Annotated in this window: 11 protein-coding genes and 1 tRNA gene; 5 read left to right on the top strand and 7 right to left on the bottom strand. The window is 56.2% G+C overall.

The genetic code is table 11. The features are described from left to right. Positions 1-62: 62 nt before the first annotated feature. Positions 63-581 carry a hypothetical protein gene (locus tag K3556_RS08815; protein WP_260516434.1) on the bottom strand — a complete coding sequence of 173 codons (519 nt, stop codon included), beginning with the start codon at positions 579-581 and terminating at the stop codon, positions 63-65. Positions 582-975: 394 nt separating this feature from the next. Between K3556_RS08815 and K3556_RS08810 the strand changes: the two genes are divergently transcribed. Genes K3556_RS08810 through K3556_RS08800 form a run of 3 tightly spaced genes read left to right on the top strand, consistent with a single transcriptional unit; the run spans position 976 to position 6,956 of the window. Then, positions 976-3,684, top strand: a complete 2,709-nt coding sequence (locus K3556_RS08810; RefSeq protein ID WP_260516433.1) for a class I SAM-dependent DNA methyltransferase — start codon at positions 976-978, stop codon at positions 3,682-3,684. Beyond that, on the top strand, positions 3,685-5,757 hold the full coding sequence (locus K3556_RS08805; RefSeq protein ID WP_260516432.1) for a DEAD/DEAH box helicase: 2,073 nt from the start codon (positions 3,685-3,687) through the stop codon (positions 5,755-5,757). Continuing rightward, the gene (locus tag K3556_RS08800) at positions 5,757-6,956 is read left to right on the top strand and encodes a GIY-YIG nuclease family protein (protein WP_260516431.1); all 1,200 of its coding nucleotides are present in this window, start codon (positions 5,757-5,759) and stop codon (positions 6,954-6,956) included. The genes K3556_RS08805 and K3556_RS08800 overlap by 1 nt, the downstream gene beginning before the upstream one ends. Before the next feature lie 13 nt (positions 6,957-6,969). Here K3556_RS08800 and K3556_RS08795 read toward each other — a convergent pair whose 3' ends face one another. Continuing rightward, positions 6,970-8,124, bottom strand: a complete 1,155-nt coding sequence (locus tag K3556_RS08795; RefSeq protein ID WP_260516430.1) for a site-specific integrase — start codon at positions 8,122-8,124, stop codon at positions 6,970-6,972. Positions 8,125-8,399: 275 nt separating this feature from the next. Between K3556_RS08795 and dusA the strand changes: the two genes are divergently transcribed. Together dusA and K3556_RS08785 are read left to right on the top strand one after the other, a co-directional pair. Next, the gene (dusA, locus tag K3556_RS08790; RefSeq protein WP_260516429.1) at positions 8,400-9,431 is read left to right on the top strand and encodes a tRNA dihydrouridine(20/20a) synthase DusA; all 1,032 of its coding nucleotides are present in this window, start codon (positions 8,400-8,402) and stop codon (positions 9,429-9,431) included. Positions 9,432-9,439: 8 nt separating this feature from the next. Next, positions 9,440-10,264 (top strand): sulfite exporter TauE/SafE family protein, encoded by an 825-nt coding sequence (locus tag K3556_RS08785; protein ID WP_260516428.1) that lies wholly within the window; start codon positions 9,440-9,442, stop codon positions 10,262-10,264. Positions 10,265-10,267: 3 nt separating this feature from the next. Here the strand turns inward: K3556_RS08785 and K3556_RS08780 are convergent, their stop codons facing one another. The 5 genes from K3556_RS08780 to K3556_RS08760 all read right to left on the bottom strand — a co-directional run bounded on the left by K3556_RS08780 (position 10,268) and on the right by K3556_RS08760 (position 15,563). Continuing rightward, positions 10,268-10,798 (bottom strand): acyl-CoA thioesterase, encoded by a 531-nt coding sequence (locus tag K3556_RS08780; protein ID WP_260516427.1) that lies wholly within the window; start codon positions 10,796-10,798, stop codon positions 10,268-10,270. A gap of 17 nt (positions 10,799-10,815) precedes the next feature. After that, positions 10,816-10,889: transfer RNA gene (locus tag K3556_RS08775), tRNA-Gly, on the bottom strand. 65 nt (positions 10,890-10,954) lie between these two features. Continuing rightward, positions 10,955-12,997, bottom strand: coding sequence for an ASKHA domain-containing protein (locus K3556_RS08770; protein ID WP_260516426.1), 2,043 nt, complete (start codon positions 12,995-12,997; stop codon positions 10,955-10,957). Positions 12,998-13,161: 164 nt separating this feature from the next. Further along, on the bottom strand, positions 13,162-14,322 hold the full coding sequence (locus K3556_RS08765; protein WP_260516425.1) for a CaiB/BaiF CoA transferase family protein: 1,161 nt from the start codon (positions 14,320-14,322) through the stop codon (positions 13,162-13,164). Between the two features lie 167 nt (positions 14,323-14,489). Beyond that, positions 14,490-15,563, bottom strand: a complete 1,074-nt coding sequence (locus K3556_RS08760) for a methyltetrahydrofolate cobalamin methyltransferase (protein ID WP_260516424.1) — start codon at positions 15,561-15,563, stop codon at positions 14,490-14,492. Positions 15,564-15,565: the final 2 nt, after the last annotated feature.

Raw genomic sequence — 15,565 nt, 5'->3', positions numbered from 1 at the left:
AGGCAACGCCCACAAATTCTGGCGGGTGCTGCTTTTTAATATGAGGAAGAGGAGTGACACTCTTAGGCCGCTTGAACTGCCTTCGGTCTACCTCTTCGGCCTCCAAATAGCCGACAGGTTTTCAGGATGCTCGTTGGGGCTTTCGGCTTGGCTGGGTGAATCCCCAGACGCTCCTCACTTTTTTCGCGAAACGGAAGCTCTTTGTAGCACTTGCTAATAAACGGAGAGGCATAGGCGGGGAGCCCACCAATCCGAGACGTTCCGGCGCATGGCTTGATGCAGAACCGCGGATCGTCTTTCCGAACGCGGATCCTGCGTTTGAAGATGAAACGAGTTGGCTTTTTTAGGTTGAATTCAGAAAGCATCTCTGGGCAGGAAGCCGTCATTTCATGGGTATTAACGTCTCTGGGATCAAAGCTGCTTGTCCCGTAGGCAATCACGACTTCATCTGTTTCGTGATCTTCATGCAGAACAAAGCAAGGTCTGTTCTTCAAGGTTGCACTTTTTTTGTAAGGAAATTGAAAGGTGACAACGTCACCAACGGTGATCGAACGCTGCGCGTCCGGCACAAGTGCCATCATGATGGGCTCCGATTTTGAGGAAGGAAATCGACGCCCTTGGGTTACACCCCTTGCTCTCAAGGGATGTAACTACTCCCTTCGAGTTTAGGTGAATGCCAGAACGTCATGACGAACGCTCTGGATTCACTAAACTCTTAAGGGAGTTAAGAAGGCTAACGCCTTAGATGGAATTTTCGGCGCGCTCGTCAAGATGTTGCGGTTGAAAAAAGTTTGCCTGTTGCCTTTGGGCGTGCTTGTTCGGCGGGGCGTTTTCGATGCGTAGATGCCCGAATTTGTTGGAAAAACAGGGGCGCAGAGCACATCAATAGGTTGCATGGCCAGCAAGCTGCCAATACAAATCTTTTAGAGGGTTTTGTTTGGCGCTCATTGTTTTTAAAATTCACAGGATCCTTTAATGAACCCGACCGAGATTTTTGAAGCCCTTGAGAAGATCGCGTCTGAGCCATTCGACCCACTGGAATTCCCATTTGCCTTTGCCGAGGCAACCGACGTGGCCCAAGCCGCCATCGCCAAGCTGCGAAACGGAACGACCAACAAGTCGGATCAGCCCAGCGGCGTTCTAGTCAACAAGAAGTTCCACTATGCACCAGCACTGGACGGCATGGTTGATGTCACGCTTGAGGCCCTTCGGAACTCTAAGAAAACCACCACCGCCAAACCCGCTGTCCTGATCGCCACGGATGGCGATATGGTTGCTGCCCAACAGCGGGTGAGCGGGGAGGCCCTGCATTGCCGCTTTGATGAGATCGGCGACAACTTTGGGTTCTTCCTGCCGGCTGCGGGCAAGGAGCGTTATGACGCGGTGCAGGAAAACCCCGTCGATGTCAAAGCGACCGGCAAACTGGCCCGGCTCTATGACGCGCTGGCCAAAGCCAATCCTGACTGGGCAAGTGATGAACGTCGTCACGAGATGAACCAGCTGATGATGCGGCTGATTTTCTGCATGTTTGCCGAGGATGTCGGTATCTTCCCTGACAATCAGTTCAGCCAAATCCTGTTCAGCCACTCGGGCAACAAGGGCGAGGAAGCGCGCGAGGTGATCATCGCCGCGTTCACCGCGATGAACCGCCCCAAAAGCCAGCGTAGCGATCTGCCGGGCTGGGCAGGGGATCTGGAATACGTCAATGGGGGCCTCTTTGCCGGGGCGATTGATGCGCCCAAGTTTGATGTGCCATCCTATCGCTATCTGCGCGATGCCTGCGATCTGGACTGGCGTGAAATCAACCCTGACATCTTTGGCTCGATGATCCAGTCGGTCGCCGACCCGAAACAGCGCTCTGAACTGGGGATGCACTATACCTCGGTGCCTAACATTATGAAGGTGATCGGGCCGCTGTTTCTGGATGATCTGGACACGGATATCGAGAAAGCATGGGATAAACCCGCCGCGCTGAAACGTGTGCTGACACGGCTTGAAGGGATCCGGGTGTTTGATCCGGCCTGTGGGTCTGGCAACTTTCTGGTCGTGTCCTACCGCCAGCTTCGCGAACGCGAGATGCGGATTTTGGAACGGTTGGAGGAGCTGACAGGCGAGGGCACGAAAGAGATGTTTTCAGCCATTCAAATCGCCCATTTCCACGGGATCGAGATCACGGATTTCGCCGCCGAGACCGCCAAGCTGGCGCTGTTTATCGCCGAGTATCAGGCCAACGCGGTGTTCCGCGAGGTGTTCGGCCAAGGCCCCGCCAGTCTGCCGCTACGTGAAAGCGCTCATATCGTTTGTGACAACGCCCTAAGAGTGGACTGGGAAGAGGTCTGCCCGCCACCCAGTGAGGGGGAAGAGGTGTTTATTGCGGGCAATCCGCCGTTTTTGGGGAAAGCAAAGCAAACCAAAGAACAGAAGGCTGATCGTGACTACGTCTTCTATGGAAACCTGAAGACATATAAGGCATTGGACTTTGTCGCAGGGTGGACATTCAAGGCAGGAAACTACATTCGTGGCAGAAAGTCTGCGGCAGCTTTGGTGTCTACTAATTCGCTCTGCCAAGGCGCCTCTGTGCCGATGCTATGGCCCACAGTTCTATCAGATGATCTCGAGATATCCTTCGCACACAGGTCCTTTAAATGGAGGAACAGTGCAGCAAAAAATGCTGCAGTGATCTGTGCCATTGTAGGGATGCGCAACAAGTCGAATGCTTCCAAGCGTCTGTTTGAAGCCGATTACGAGGGAGTAGTTCCACATATCAACGCTTACCTTGTAAACTACCCTGACGTGTGGGTTCGGGGCGTTGGTAAAAGCTTGTATGACCTGCCTCATATGGCTTTCGGGAACATGCCGTATGACGCCGGAAAGCTGTTGTTCAATCCTGAACAGAAGAACGAGCTTCTGAAAGATGAGCCAAAGGCAGAGAGATTTATCCGACGCTTCATGGGAGCCCAGGAGGTCACCAAAGGCATCGAGCGATTCTGTCTGTGGATTGATGACGATGATCTTCAGGACGCTCTGTCGCTTCCAAAGGTAAGAGATCGCATTGACGAAACCCGCCAAGCGCGTTTGGAAATGAAAGATGCTGCTGGCAAAGCACTTGCCGAAAGGCCTCACCAATTTCGTGAGCACTATTCGGCGAAAAACCACTCGATCCTTGTCCCCAGCGCCACTTCGGAGCGCCGCTATTACCTGCCTGTCGAGCGTGTAGGCGAGGGAGTCATCGCTTCGAACTTGAACATGGTCCTTTACGACGCCCCAGATTGGTGCATTTCTCTAATTGCTTCCCGTGTTCACCTCATCTGGATCGCGACCGTCTGTGGCAAGTTGAAGACTGATTTCCGCTACTCCAACACGCTTGGCTGGAACACTTTCCCGGTGCCGAAATTCTCGGACGATCAGCTTGAGGCGCTCAATGCCTCGGCCCGCAAGATCCTCAAGACGCGTTACAGCCATTACCCGGCCACCATTGCCGAGCTGTATGACCCCGACAAAATGCCTGACGATCTGCGCGCGGTGCATCGGGAGAATGATGAGCTGCTGGAAACCATGTATATCGGGCGGCCGTTTCGCAACGATACAGAACGGCTGGAGCATTTATTCAAGCTCTACGCTGCCAAGATTAAAAAGATTGAAAAAGATGCTGCGAAATCCAAGCGCGGCAAGAAGGGCAAATAGATGGCTCAGATGTTGAACGTCCAATACGGTCACAAGAAATCAGCGACCAACCCCATGGGCATGCGCGAAATGCAGGCGCGGGCTTATGCGGCGCGGGCGGCGCAATTTCTGCTGCTAAAGGCTCCACCTGCAGCGGGGAAAAGCCGGGCGCTGATGTTCATCGCGCTGGACAAGCTGCGCCACCAAGCGCGCGAGAAGGTGATCGTTTGCGTGCCCGAAACCTCAATCGGCGGGTCGTTCCGTTCTACGGATCTGACCAGCTATGGGTTTGAGGCCGATTGGGAGGTCGAAGACAAATGGAACCTCTGTCTGACGGGCGATGATGCGTCAGACCAAAAGGTGAAGGCCTTTGTGGAGTTCATGGGTTCGGATGCCGAAGTTCTGGTCTGCACCCATGCGACGTTCCGCTTTGCCTATGAAAAAGTGGTCGAGGCGCAGGGGCCAGAGGCGTTTGATGACTGCTTCATCGCGATTGATGAATTCCACCATGTGTCCGCGTCTGACAACAACCGTTTGGGCGTGATCCTGCGCGCCCTGGTAACGCGCGAGAAGTGTCATTTGATGGCGATGACCGGCAGCTATTTCCGTGGCGACGCTGACCCTGTGCTGAGGCCTGAGGATGAGGCCAAGTTCACCACGATCACCTACAGCTATTATGAGCAGCTGGAGGGCTATGAGCACCTCAAGGCGTTAGGTGTGAACTATCAGTTCTATAAAGGTAATTACGTCAACGGCTTGGCGGACGTTCTGGATGTTTCTCAAAAGACGATCATCCATATCCCGCATCGTGGATCATCGGAGGCATTTGACGACAAGTTCAACGAAGTCGGCAAGATCATGGATCTGATCGGCACCCATAAAGGGCGCGAAGAGTCGACGGGCTTCGATCTAGTTGAGACGGCTGATGGACGGCTGCTCAAAATAGCAGATCTGGTCGATGATGGGCCGGGGCGGGATATCGTCAAATCGGCGCTGTCGCGTGAGGTAAAAGGGCCTGACGGCAAACGGGATGATGAGGCAGACCGTGCCAAAGTCGATATCATCATCGCGCTCGGGATGGCCAAAGAGGGGTTTGACTGGGTTTGGTGCGAACATGCGCTGACCATCGGTTATCGTTCATCCCTGACAGAGATCGTTCAGATCATTGGCCGCGCCACCCGCGACGCCCCAGGCAAGCCACGTGCGATCTTCACCAACCTTGTGGCAGAGCCGGGTGTTGAAACCGGCGTGGTCACAGATGCAGTGAATGACATGCTCAAGGCGATTTCAGGATCGCTGCTGATGGAGCAGGTGCTGGCACCTAACTTCAAGTTCTACCGGCGCGAAGACGGTGACATTCGGGAGCCTGTGGCCGTGGACGGGCAGGGGAATGTCATGATCGGCATCAAGGGGCTCGTAGAGCCGCCCACAGAACGTTCCAAGGACATTTGTGAACAAGATATGCATGACCTGATGGCTGCGGCCTGTCAGGCGATGGACAAGCGCGTTTTGTCACCTGAGACAGCGCCTGAAGTGGCAACCCAGATGATTTTGACTGACATCATCGAGAAACGATACGAGACGCTTGAGGACGAAGAGGCCGAGAGCGTTCGTCAGCATCTGGCGGCGCATATGAACATTCTAACCTTGGCCCAAGATGAACAGCAAAAAGGCATGGCTGAGGCCGGGGCTGCTTTTGAAGGTAAGTCGGAGACGTCCGCGGACAGCGAGGAGGATGAGCTTGCCAGCGCGCCAAATACCCTTCTTCAAATGGTCAAGAAGTTCATCAATGTGCGCGATATCGATGTGGAGCTGATTGACAGCGTGAACGCGTTTCAGGAGCGGTTTGAAGTTGCCTCTAAGTCGCTGGACTCAAAGCTTCTGGCTCATGTGCAGTCCGCTATGGTCGCCATGCGCGTGGATATGTCCGAGGACGAGGCGCGAACGCTTTGGCCACGCATAAAAGCGTTTCGGGTATCCGAGGGGCGTGAGCCCAACCCCAACTCGCCTGATGCACTCGAAAAACGAATGGCTGAAGCGCTATCATGGCTAAAAGCCCAGAAGGCCAAACGCATGCGTGAGGGAACGCTGTAATGCCACGCCCCACGCTTGATGACATCTTTTCTGAGTCGGATGAATTTGGATTGCTTGAGGTAAAGCCCCGCGCGGCTTGTGCGCAGAATACTGATCGGGGTTTGGCCGTAGTGGGCGAGGTGAACAATTTCTTTGAGAAAACAGGCCATTTGCCCAACCCAGACGCCGCTGACCATGAGGAAATGCGTCTCGGCACAATTTGGGAGAAGCTAAAGCAGAACCCAACGGATGAGATGTTGGCCTCTGATCACTTGGGATTGCTTGTGGCGAAGGATGTTCCGCAATCTAATTGGCGGGAAGACCCTCACGAAGGGCAAATTCCAGACAGTCTTGATGACATTTTTGATGATGATGCGTTGGATTTGGATGAAGATGCGGTGACGCTTCGCCATGTAACGCCGTCTGCCGAGCGCCACTTGCCCGATCATCGCGCGGAATTCGTTCCGTGCACAGATTTCGACAGATATGCCGGTAAGTTCGAAGAGGTTCAGGTTGCTTTGGAATCGGGTGAGCGAAAGGCGAGACCCGTGAAGAAATGGGCAGTGATTGAGCCAGTTGAAGGCGATTTCTTCATTCGTAATGGTTTGCTGGCGATGATCGCAGAGAAATCGGAGATGACAGCACGCGGTGGATCTCGAGATCATCGCTTACGTGTCATTTTCTCAAATGGCACGGAAAGCGACCCACTCATGTCCTCTTTCCGCAAGTCGTTGAACGATGACAAAGCCTCAAGGTTTATCGAAAAAGTTGGCCTCGGGCCGCTGGATGCAGAATGGGAAGCCGACCGTGTGGGTGTTTCGGGCACGATCTACGTCGCCCGGTCTTTGTCTGAGGATCCCGCAATCAAGAATCAAAGCAAAATCCTACACAAAATTGGGGTCACCAGCCAAGACGTTCGAAGGCGCGTTGCAGATGCGCGGAATGATCCTACGTTTCTCTTGGCCCCAGTGGAGGTCGTTGCCACCTTTGATCTGGAAAACCTCCCACGCGAAAAAGTGGAGCACCTTCTTCATAAGTTCTTTGAAAGAGCCAGACCGTCAGAACTCTTCATTCTGGACCGGTTCGGTAAGAAGGTGCACCCAAAAGAGTGGTTCTATGTGCTCCCAGAGCATGTGAGCCAAGCTGCCAAACTTTTGCTCAATGGCGAACTTCACAAGTTCGCTTATGATGTGAAACAGCAGGCTATCGTAAAAAGATAGCCTGCTCATGAGCCTATTTCATGGGCAACGGGGAAGTTACAATTGGCCACCATTTCCAGCCTTCATATTTATCCCCGCGCTCTTTGATATGAGTGTATCTCTTGATGCTGCCCCAATCTTCATGCCCGGATACTTCAGCAACTTCATGTATTTTCAGTCCGATCTCGAATAGCCGAGAAATCCCTTCGTGGCGCAGGTCATGAAACCTTAGGTTTTCGATTCCGAGTAGTTTGCAGGCTTCGGTAAATAGCCGAGTGATTGTATCCTCATGGTAAGGGAAAATGCGCTCATCGATGCGGGGCATGGAATCGATGATCGCCATTGCTTCTTGTCTGATAGTAAGAACCTTGTCGTTACCTTCTGTTTTTCGGGGGTGCTTCAGATTGCGCACTGTGAGTTCACCATACTCGCCGTCGTAATCATCCCACAGCTGGGACAGGATCGAACCACGGCGGTGCACCTTAAAGATCGCCGCAGGAACAATCTTATGCATTGGCACGCAACGAGGGTTTTCCTGATATCGTTTCGCGAAGTGATCCATCAGTTTGTTGAGCTCTGTGAGCGAGGGGCGACGGTCCCTTTTTGCCGATTTTGTCACGATTTTCTGGTGCCTTAAGGTGCGCATTGCTTGTTCATATTCAGCCAAGGGCATTTCAACACCGGCAATTGGCCCTCCAAACCTGATAACAGCCCCGAGAGTTACCAGGTAACCATTCACAGTTTGCGGCTTTCGGGGTTTGAAGCTGTAGTGTTCAGGGGTGTCCAGCTCGGGATCGGTAGGTCGCGCCTGAACACCATTCAGGAGGTCCGTCGCGAGGCGAACAAAATCTTCTGCTGCCAAAGTTTCCATTTCAGCTTCACCGAAAGGAAGACGCTGAAAATAGCTGAGCATTTGGGATTTTGACGATCCGAAACCGTCAGGAGAGGAGTCGATGTAGTCTTGGACACATGCCGACACATCCTTTCGTCTCTTTGCATTGACCGCTCGATCGAGCGCTCCGGGCTTTTTGAGTGCTCTTTCCTGGTTCTTGAGCCAGTTTTCGGCGGCTCTTTGGGACGGGAATGTCTCCACCAAATTGAGGATGACCTTGCCTTTTTTTTTCTTGCGTAATTGCGCTGTATAGCTTGGCTTGCCGTTTTTCTTAAAGCGCTCGGTAACAGTTCCCATGAGAGTTCCTTTCAGTCGCGGGTTTTTCATGGCCGGGACATCGGTTCGATTGTTTTTTTCAGAAGCAGGTTTGTGTAAGTTTGAGTCCTAAATCGGAGGCGATCGGGGGGAACTGGGCCAAATCGACGGTCGGGCCGTTGTCTGATTGCCCAAGAACAGTGAGGAGGTGGAAACCGGCCTCGAAAAAGTGCTACACGGCGGTTTCGGTGCTACATCCTGTAGCACCGCATCCAAAAACGGGGCTGAACGGGGCCGAAACGAGGAAAACGTGAAAAATGGTCGATCGAAAAAACCAAGAAAAATCAGGGTTTTCCGATGTTCAGCGGGCTGCGCGTTTGAGTGTGGCGCCGATGATGGATTGGTCCGACCGCCATTGCCGGTTTTTCCACCGTCTGATGACGCGTCAGGCTCTGCTTTATACTGAGATGGTGACAGCGCCAGCGCTGGTGCGGGGCGGGGCCATGCATCTTCTGGACTTCAACACAGAAGAACACCCGATTGCCGTTCAACTGGGCGGCTCAGACCCGAAAGAACTGGCTGAGGCGACCAAAATCTGTGTCGCGCGCGGGTATGACGAGGTGAACCTGAATGTCGGTTGTCCGTCCGACCGGGTGCAATCGGGCACGTTCGGGGCCGTGTTGATGCGGGATGCGCCGCTGGTAGCGGCGTGTATGTCGGCCATGAAAGATGCCGCGCAAGATATTGAAGTCACGGTGAAATGCCGCATTGGCGTCGACGACCAAAGCCCGGATGACGTGCTGCCTTACTTCCTTGAGACTGTCGCAGCTGCGGGTGTGTCGCGGTTTACCATTCATGCCAGAAAGGCGTGGCTACAGGGGCTCAGCCCGAAAGAGAACCGGGACATTCCCCCTTTGGATTACCCGCTGGTCCACCGTATGAAAGCCGCGTTTCCACAGCTTCATCTGTCAATAAACGGTGGCATCACGTCCCTTGACGAGGCGCGGAGCCACCTGACCACGATGGACGGCGTGATGATTGGGCGGGCGGCCTATCACGACCCGGCGCGCGTACTTTTGGGGGCGGATCAGGCGATTTTCGGCGCGACCGACCCGTCGCGCACGGCGCATGACGTTGTTGAAGCGATGTATCCTTATATCGAAGCCCAACTGGCCAAGGGCGTGCGCCTCCATTCGATCACACGCCACATGCTGGGGACATTCACTGGCCGTCCCGGTGCGCGCAAATGGCGTCGCATTCTGTCAGAAGGCGCGTCACGGGACGGCGCAGGGGTTGCACTGGTGGCCGAGGCGCTGTCACATGTGCCCGAACACGTTCCCGCGCACTGAGGTCCCTTATGCCCGAGCTTTCACTTCTTCTGCCGATGGCCGCACTTTTGCTGGTGATCGGCGCGTTTGCGGGTGTGCTGGCGGGCCTTCTGGGTGTCGGCGGAGGCATCGTGTTGGTGCCCGCCTTTTTCTATGCGTTCACCGCGCTTGGCTATGGGTCTGACCAATTGATGCAAATCTGTCTGGCCACATCGCTTGCAACGATCATCGTGACTTCGATCCGCTCGGTCTTGGCCCATAACCGCAAGGGCGCGGTCGAGTGGGGTATTCTTAAAGCCTGGGCGCCGGGCATTGCCGTCGGCGCGATCATCGGTGTGCTTGTCGCATCGGGCCTGCGGTCAACCGTGCTTCAAGCGATATTTGGTGTGCTGGGCTTGGTGATTGGCGCCTATTTGGGACTGGGCCGTGCCAATTGGCGATTGGCAGAGGCGATGCCCGCCGGGGTGCGGCGTGCGATCCTGTCTCCGGCGCTCGGGTTTCTGTCGGTGCTCATGGGGATCGGCGGCGGCAGTTTCGGCGTGCCGTTGATGACGCTGCACGGTCGCCCGATCCACAACGCGGTGGCGACGGCTGCTGGCTTTGGCGTGTTGATCGCGGTGCCCTCAGTTCTGGGGTTTCTGCTTCTGCCCATCGCAGAGGCTGCGCGCCCGCCTTACACGATTGGCGCTGTCAATCTGCCTGCCTTCGCCTTGGTTGTTGCCATGACCATGATCACGACGCCCTACGGCGTGAAACTGGCCCATGCAATGGACCCCAAACCGTTGAAACGGGTTTTTGCGGTGTTTTTAACGCTGGTTGCGCTGAACATGCTGCGCAAGGCCCTGTTGGGCTAGGGATCAGGCCGGGCCTTCAGCGCCTTCTGACAGGAACGCCTCAACTGTTTCGGCGCGCAAGGGTCGCTTGGTCACGCCGTCCTGTTCCAACGTCACAACCAGGCAATCTGCGGCGCACATCAACGCGCCATTCATGTATGTGCCGTATTCCAACACGAACGAGCTGTTGCGAAAGCTCTTTGTACGGGTGGCGATCACGTAATTGTCGCCCAGATGTAACGGCTTGAAATAGCGCGCATAATTACTGGCCAGCACGACCTGCGGATCACTGTCTTCATAGTTGGTCACATGGACATGGGCGAAATAGGGGATGCGGACCGACTCAAACCATCGGAAATAGGCGACGTTGTTGACATGGTTCAGCGCATCCAACTCGTGAAACCGAACCCGGTCGGCCATCCCATAGGCCCAGCCGTCCGGCACGCCGAGACTTTGCAGCTGTGTGGCATTCAACGGGGTGACCAGTGGAATATGGGCAAACGGATCGGACATCAGGGCACCTTGGCGTTGCGCCAGCTGCGCTGGGGTCGGCATCCGGCAAATCTGGAAACTGGAGCGGGTGAAGGGAATCGAACCCTCGTCGTCAGCTTGGGAAGCTGCTGCTCTACCATTGAGCTACACCCGCAATGCGCTTTGGTTATGTCACCCTCGATGAAGCGTCAAGTGGTTGGCCAGCGCAGGCGTTTAGCATCACCCACGCCGCCGTCTGCGGCGTCGCCCACCGTCTTCGCCGTCGCCACCGCCAGTGTTGAAGCTGGGCTCGGGAAGCGCCACGATGCTGCGCAGGAGGGTGAAGGGTTCGACCGAATTCGGCATCGCAGAAGCATTGACGAAATGCTCTTGAAAGCGTGGCTCGACCGCAGTCTCGATTTTCAGGATGTTGCGCACGGTTTCTTCGATTTCGGCCCGCGCGGCGCGGTTCAGAAGGGCGATGCGCGCGCCCGTTCCAGCGGCGTTGCCAGCAGACGTTACCTTTTCCAACGGGCAATCCGGGATCATCCCCAGCACCATCGCGTGCTTGGCTGAAATATGTGCCCCAAACGCGCCCGCCAGAACCACACGGTCAACGTGATCGACGTTGCGTTTGTCCATCAACAGGCGCGCGCCGGAATACAGCGCCGCCTTTGCCATCTGGATCGCGCGGATGTCGCCATTTGTGACTGCAATCGGCCCCTGATCTTCGTCACCGTCCCACAGGCGATAGGAAAAGGTGCGCCCATCTGCAAAACACCGGTCTGTCCCGGTCTGCTCGGGCGAGCCGATCAAACCGCCAGCATCGACAAGCCCAGCCATGCGCATTTCGGCAATCACCTCGATGATGCCCGATCCGCAAATGCCGGTAACGCCGGTTGTGGCAATGGCGGCATCAAACCCATCGTCGGTGGACCACAGGTCCGAACCGATCACTTTAAAGCGGGGTTCTTTGGTGACCGGGTCAATCTCGACCCGCTCGATCGCGCCGGGGGCGGCACGCTGTCCGGCGCTAATCTGCGCGCCTTCGAAAGCCGGGCCGGTGGGTGAAGAGCAGGCTAACACGCCCGTCTTGTCGCCTAGCAGAATTTCCGCATTGGTGCCAACATCGACGACCAGCACGAGATCTTCGGATTTGTCGGGCGCTTCGGACAGGGCAACCGCCGCAGCGTCCGCCCCGACATGGCCCGCGATGCAGGGCAGAAGATAAACCCGGGCCGAGTGATGCACCGACAAGTCAAGATCGTCAGCCCGCAGCCGAAGCGCGTTTGACGTGGCCAGCGCAAAGGGTGCCTGGCCCAGCTCGAACGGATCAATGCCAAGCAGCAGATGGTGCATCACCGGGTTGCACACTACGACCACATCCATGATCAGAGATTTGTCAATCTCGGCTTCTGATGCGATCTGGGTGAACAAGGCATTCAGCCCCTCACGGACCGCATCGGTCATTTCCTGTGCGCCCGAAGGGTTCATCATCGAATAGCTGACGCGGCTCATCAGGTCTTCACCAAACCGGATTTGCGGGTTCATCAGCCCGGACGAGGCGACAACCTCGCCGGTCGACAGATCGCAGAGATGCGCGGCAATGGTGGTCGACCCAAGATCAATCGCCATGCCGTAAACTGCACCTTCGAAATAGCCGGGCCACAGATGCATGATGCGCGGTGGGTTTTCGTCATCACCCAGATGCACGGCCACGGTCACCGACCATTCGCCCTTGCGCAGAATGGGTTGCAGCGTCTGCAGGATGTGAAGGTCGGCTTTTACGTCCTCAAGCTCCCATTGTTCTTTCAGGGCATTGACCAACCGTTCCAGATCGCCTGAAGGTTCGTGCATGTCGGGCTCTTCGACCGCGACGTAAAACAGCTTCACCAGTGGGTCGAGTGTGATGTCGCGCGCCTCGGCCCGTTTGCGCACCACTTGTTTGTGGACCTGGCTTTCGGGGGGCACGTCGATGACAACATCGCCTTGCACGGTTGCCTGACAGCCAAGCCTGCGCCCCTTTGGCAGACCGCGTATGTCATCATAGCGTTGTTCGACCGAGTTCCAGACCGAAAGCGCGTCTTCGGTCACCGTTACGCCGTGTTTTGGGAACTCACCAAAGCTTGGGGTGATCTGACATTTCGAGCAAATGCCACGCCCCCCGCAGACACTGTCCAGGTCAACACCCAATTGCCGTGCTGCGGTCAGAATGGGCGTGCCGACAGCAAAGCGCCCCCGTTTGCCAGATGGGGTGAATACGACCAACGGATCTTGTGACATGCGCGCGTCTTCCCTGATGATTTTTGAACAATCTACGGAAGGCACCAGCAGGTGCAATGCCTGCCTGCGTCATGTTCGGGCAAGAAACGTCCTTTTTCGCGGGGTTGGCGGAAAACCGACGTAATAATCGGACCTTACCGGACCGATTGGGTGATCACCTCATGTTATCGCTGCTCTTGTTGGTCCAGCCAGGACAGAATGTCCGCCCGGTCCCCATCCAGCAGCGGCGCCGGGCCATTCGTGGGCATATCGGGTAGACCGGACATTTTTATTGGATTGCCTGCCGCTTTGAAGGGCTTTTGTCCGTCGGGCGCGGGCAGGTCGACGACCATGTTGCGGGCAAGGATTTGCGGGTCCTGCATCGCTTCGGCCACGTTCTGTATGGCGGCGCAGGGAATGCCGGCGGCCGTGAACAGCTCGATCCAATGGGCGCGCGGCTGCGCCAATGTCTTGGTTTCGATCTTGCGCCGCAGCAGCATGACGTTTTCACAGCGCGACAGATTGTTTGCAAACTCGGTCCACGTCGCCCATTTCGGTTTGCCGATCACCTCGCAGAACTTCGCGAACAAGGCGTCATTCCCGCAAGCGATGACCAATAGCCCATCGGCTGTGTGAAACGCTTCGAATGGCGCGATCGAGGGGTGACGCGCGCCGGACGGGCCGGGCGGTATGCCGGTTTCGCTGGTTATCGCGACCGCGTGTTCCAGAATGGCCAACTGGCTGTCCAGCATGGCCACGTCGATCTTTTCGCCCTTGCCGGTTTTCTGGCGTTGATACAGCGCCGCCAGCAGCCCATGACCCAGAAACATGCCCGCGACGATATCGCCGACCGACGCGCCGACCCGCACCGGTTCGCGGTTTTTCTCGCCGGTGATCGACATCACGCCGCCGCGGGCTTGCGCGACCATGTCATAGGCAGGCAGCTGAGCGTCAGGGCCAGTGTGTCCAAAACCGGAAACCGCGCCATAGATCAGGTGGGGGTATCTCTTGCTGAGCGTTTCCCACCCATAGCCCAACCGCTCCATCACGCCGGGGCGGAAATTCTCCATGACAACATCAACTTGAGCCAGAAGACGCTCGAAGATCGCGCGGTCGGCGTCGTCTTTCAGGTTCAAGGCAATCGACTGCTTGTTGCGATTGATCGTGGCGAAATAGGCGCTGTGGCCATCCCGAAACGGTGGGAAATGACGGGTGTCGTCGCCGGTGCCGGGTTGTTCAACCTTGATCACCTTGGCCCCTAGATCTGACAGGATCATCGAGCAATAGGGACCTGCCAGGACATGGGTCAGATCGAGGATGGTGATATCTTCAAGGGGGGCACTCATCGGCCAGTCCTTTCCTGTTTACGCAAGCGTCAGTTAGCGTCGATGGACACGCCGGGCCTTGAGCCAGATCAATACTTACCAAACTGCCATCTAGCAGATCATAGACGCCAAAGGGCCCGCAGTTCGCGGGCCCCTTTGTTTGATTGAGGTCGTGTTTTTTCAGGAGGTCAGGCCCGGGCGCGACGCCCGCCGCGACGACCACCGGCCGCACCGGCAGCCCCTGCACGGACCGAGTTGAACTTGATCCATTCAGCGCCACCATCATCATTGTTGGTCAGGAAGTTGGCGGCGCGGATGGCCTCCATTTCCTTCCCGGCTTTGGACAGGGTCGATCCGAGGCCGAACAGCTGGCAGAAGGTCTCGTCATCCATATCGGCGGGGATAACGATGCCCTTGGCTTCAACCTCGGCGCGCTTCTCGGCCAGTTTTGTCGGACCGACAGGCAGGGCGACCGGGTTCATGATCGCCGAGGTCATGCCCGCGCCCATTGCCATTGGCAAAAACGCGTTGTTGATGCCATGGCGGTTGGGCAGACCGAACGAGATGTTGGACGCGCCACAGGTCGTGTTCACTCCAAGTTCTTCACGCAGACGGCGCACAAGGGCGAAGACCTGCAGGCCAGCCGTGCCCATCGCGCCCACAGGCATAACAAGCGGGTCAACTACGATATCATGCGCCGGGATGCCAAAATCTGCGGCGCGTTCGACGATTTTCTTGGCAACCGCAAAGCGCACGTCAGGGTCTTCGGAAATCCCCGTGTCATCGTTCGAGATCGCCACCACCGGCACGTTGTATTTCTTGACCAACGGCAGAACCAGTTCCAGTCGCTCTTCCTCGCCCGTAACCGAGTTCAGCAGGGGGCGACCATTTGCAGCCTTCAAACCAGCCTCAAGCGCGCCGGGAACCGAGCTGTCGATGCACAGAGGGCAATCGGTGACGGCCTGAACGGTTTCGACCAGTTGGCGCATCAGGTCCGGTTCGACGAAATTGTTGTCTGCATAACGGGGGTCTTCGGCCATCTTGTTTGAGAACACCGCACCCGAGTTGATGTCCAGCACCGTGGCCCCAGCTGCAACCTGTGCCAGAGCATCGCTTTGTACCCGGCTGAAATCGCCTGCTTCCAGTTCAGCATTCAGGACTTTACGACCCGTGGGGTTGATCCGTTCGCCGATGACGCAGAAGGGCTGGTCAAAACCGATAATGGAAGTTTTCGATTGCGATTCAACGATAGTACGGGTCATTC

The sequence above is a fragment of the Aliiroseovarius sp. M344 genome (assembly GCF_025140835.1).
GTDB lineage: Bacteria > Pseudomonadota > Alphaproteobacteria > Rhodobacterales > Rhodobacteraceae > Aliiroseovarius.
Note: the sequence above shows the minus strand (reverse complement) of the source record. Positions and strands in the feature narration are given on the sequence as shown.

What these genes read in the sequence shown, in the direction of transcription:
- K3556_RS08805 (WP_260516432.1), top strand. Translation starts at nt 3,685, where the DNA reads ATGGCTCAGATGTTGAACGTCCAATACGGTCACAAGAAATCAGCGACC.
- K3556_RS08815 (WP_260516434.1), bottom strand. Translation starts at nt 581, where the DNA reads ATGATGGCACTTGTGCCGGACGCGCAGCGTTCGATCACCGTTGGTGAC.
- K3556_RS08785 (WP_260516428.1), top strand. Translation starts at nt 9,440, where the DNA reads ATGCCCGAGCTTTCACTTCTTCTGCCGATGGCCGCACTTTTGCTGGTG.
- K3556_RS08765 (WP_260516425.1), bottom strand. Translation starts at nt 14,322, where the DNA reads ATGAGTGCCCCCCTTGAAGATATCACCATCCTCGATCTGACCCATGTC.
- K3556_RS08760 (WP_260516424.1), bottom strand. Translation starts at nt 15,563, where the DNA reads ATGACCCGTACTATCGTTGAATCGCAATCGAAAACTTCCATTATCGGT.
- K3556_RS08780 (WP_260516427.1), bottom strand. Translation starts at nt 10,798, where the DNA reads ATGCCGACCCCAGCGCAGCTGGCGCAACGCCAAGGTGCCCTGATGTCC.
- K3556_RS08770 (WP_260516426.1), bottom strand. Translation starts at nt 12,997, where the DNA reads ATGTCACAAGATCCGTTGGTCGTATTCACCCCATCTGGCAAACGGGGG.
- K3556_RS08800 (WP_260516431.1), top strand. Translation starts at nt 5,757, where the DNA reads ATGCCACGCCCCACGCTTGATGACATCTTTTCTGAGTCGGATGAATTT.
- K3556_RS08795 (WP_260516430.1), bottom strand. Translation starts at nt 8,124, where the DNA reads ATGGGAACTGTTACCGAGCGCTTTAAGAAAAACGGCAAGCCAAGCTAT.
- dusA (WP_260516429.1), top strand. Translation starts at nt 8,400, where the DNA reads ATGGTCGATCGAAAAAACCAAGAAAAATCAGGGTTTTCCGATGTTCAG.
- K3556_RS08810 (WP_260516433.1), top strand. Translation starts at nt 976, where the DNA reads ATGAACCCGACCGAGATTTTTGAAGCCCTTGAGAAGATCGCGTCTGAG.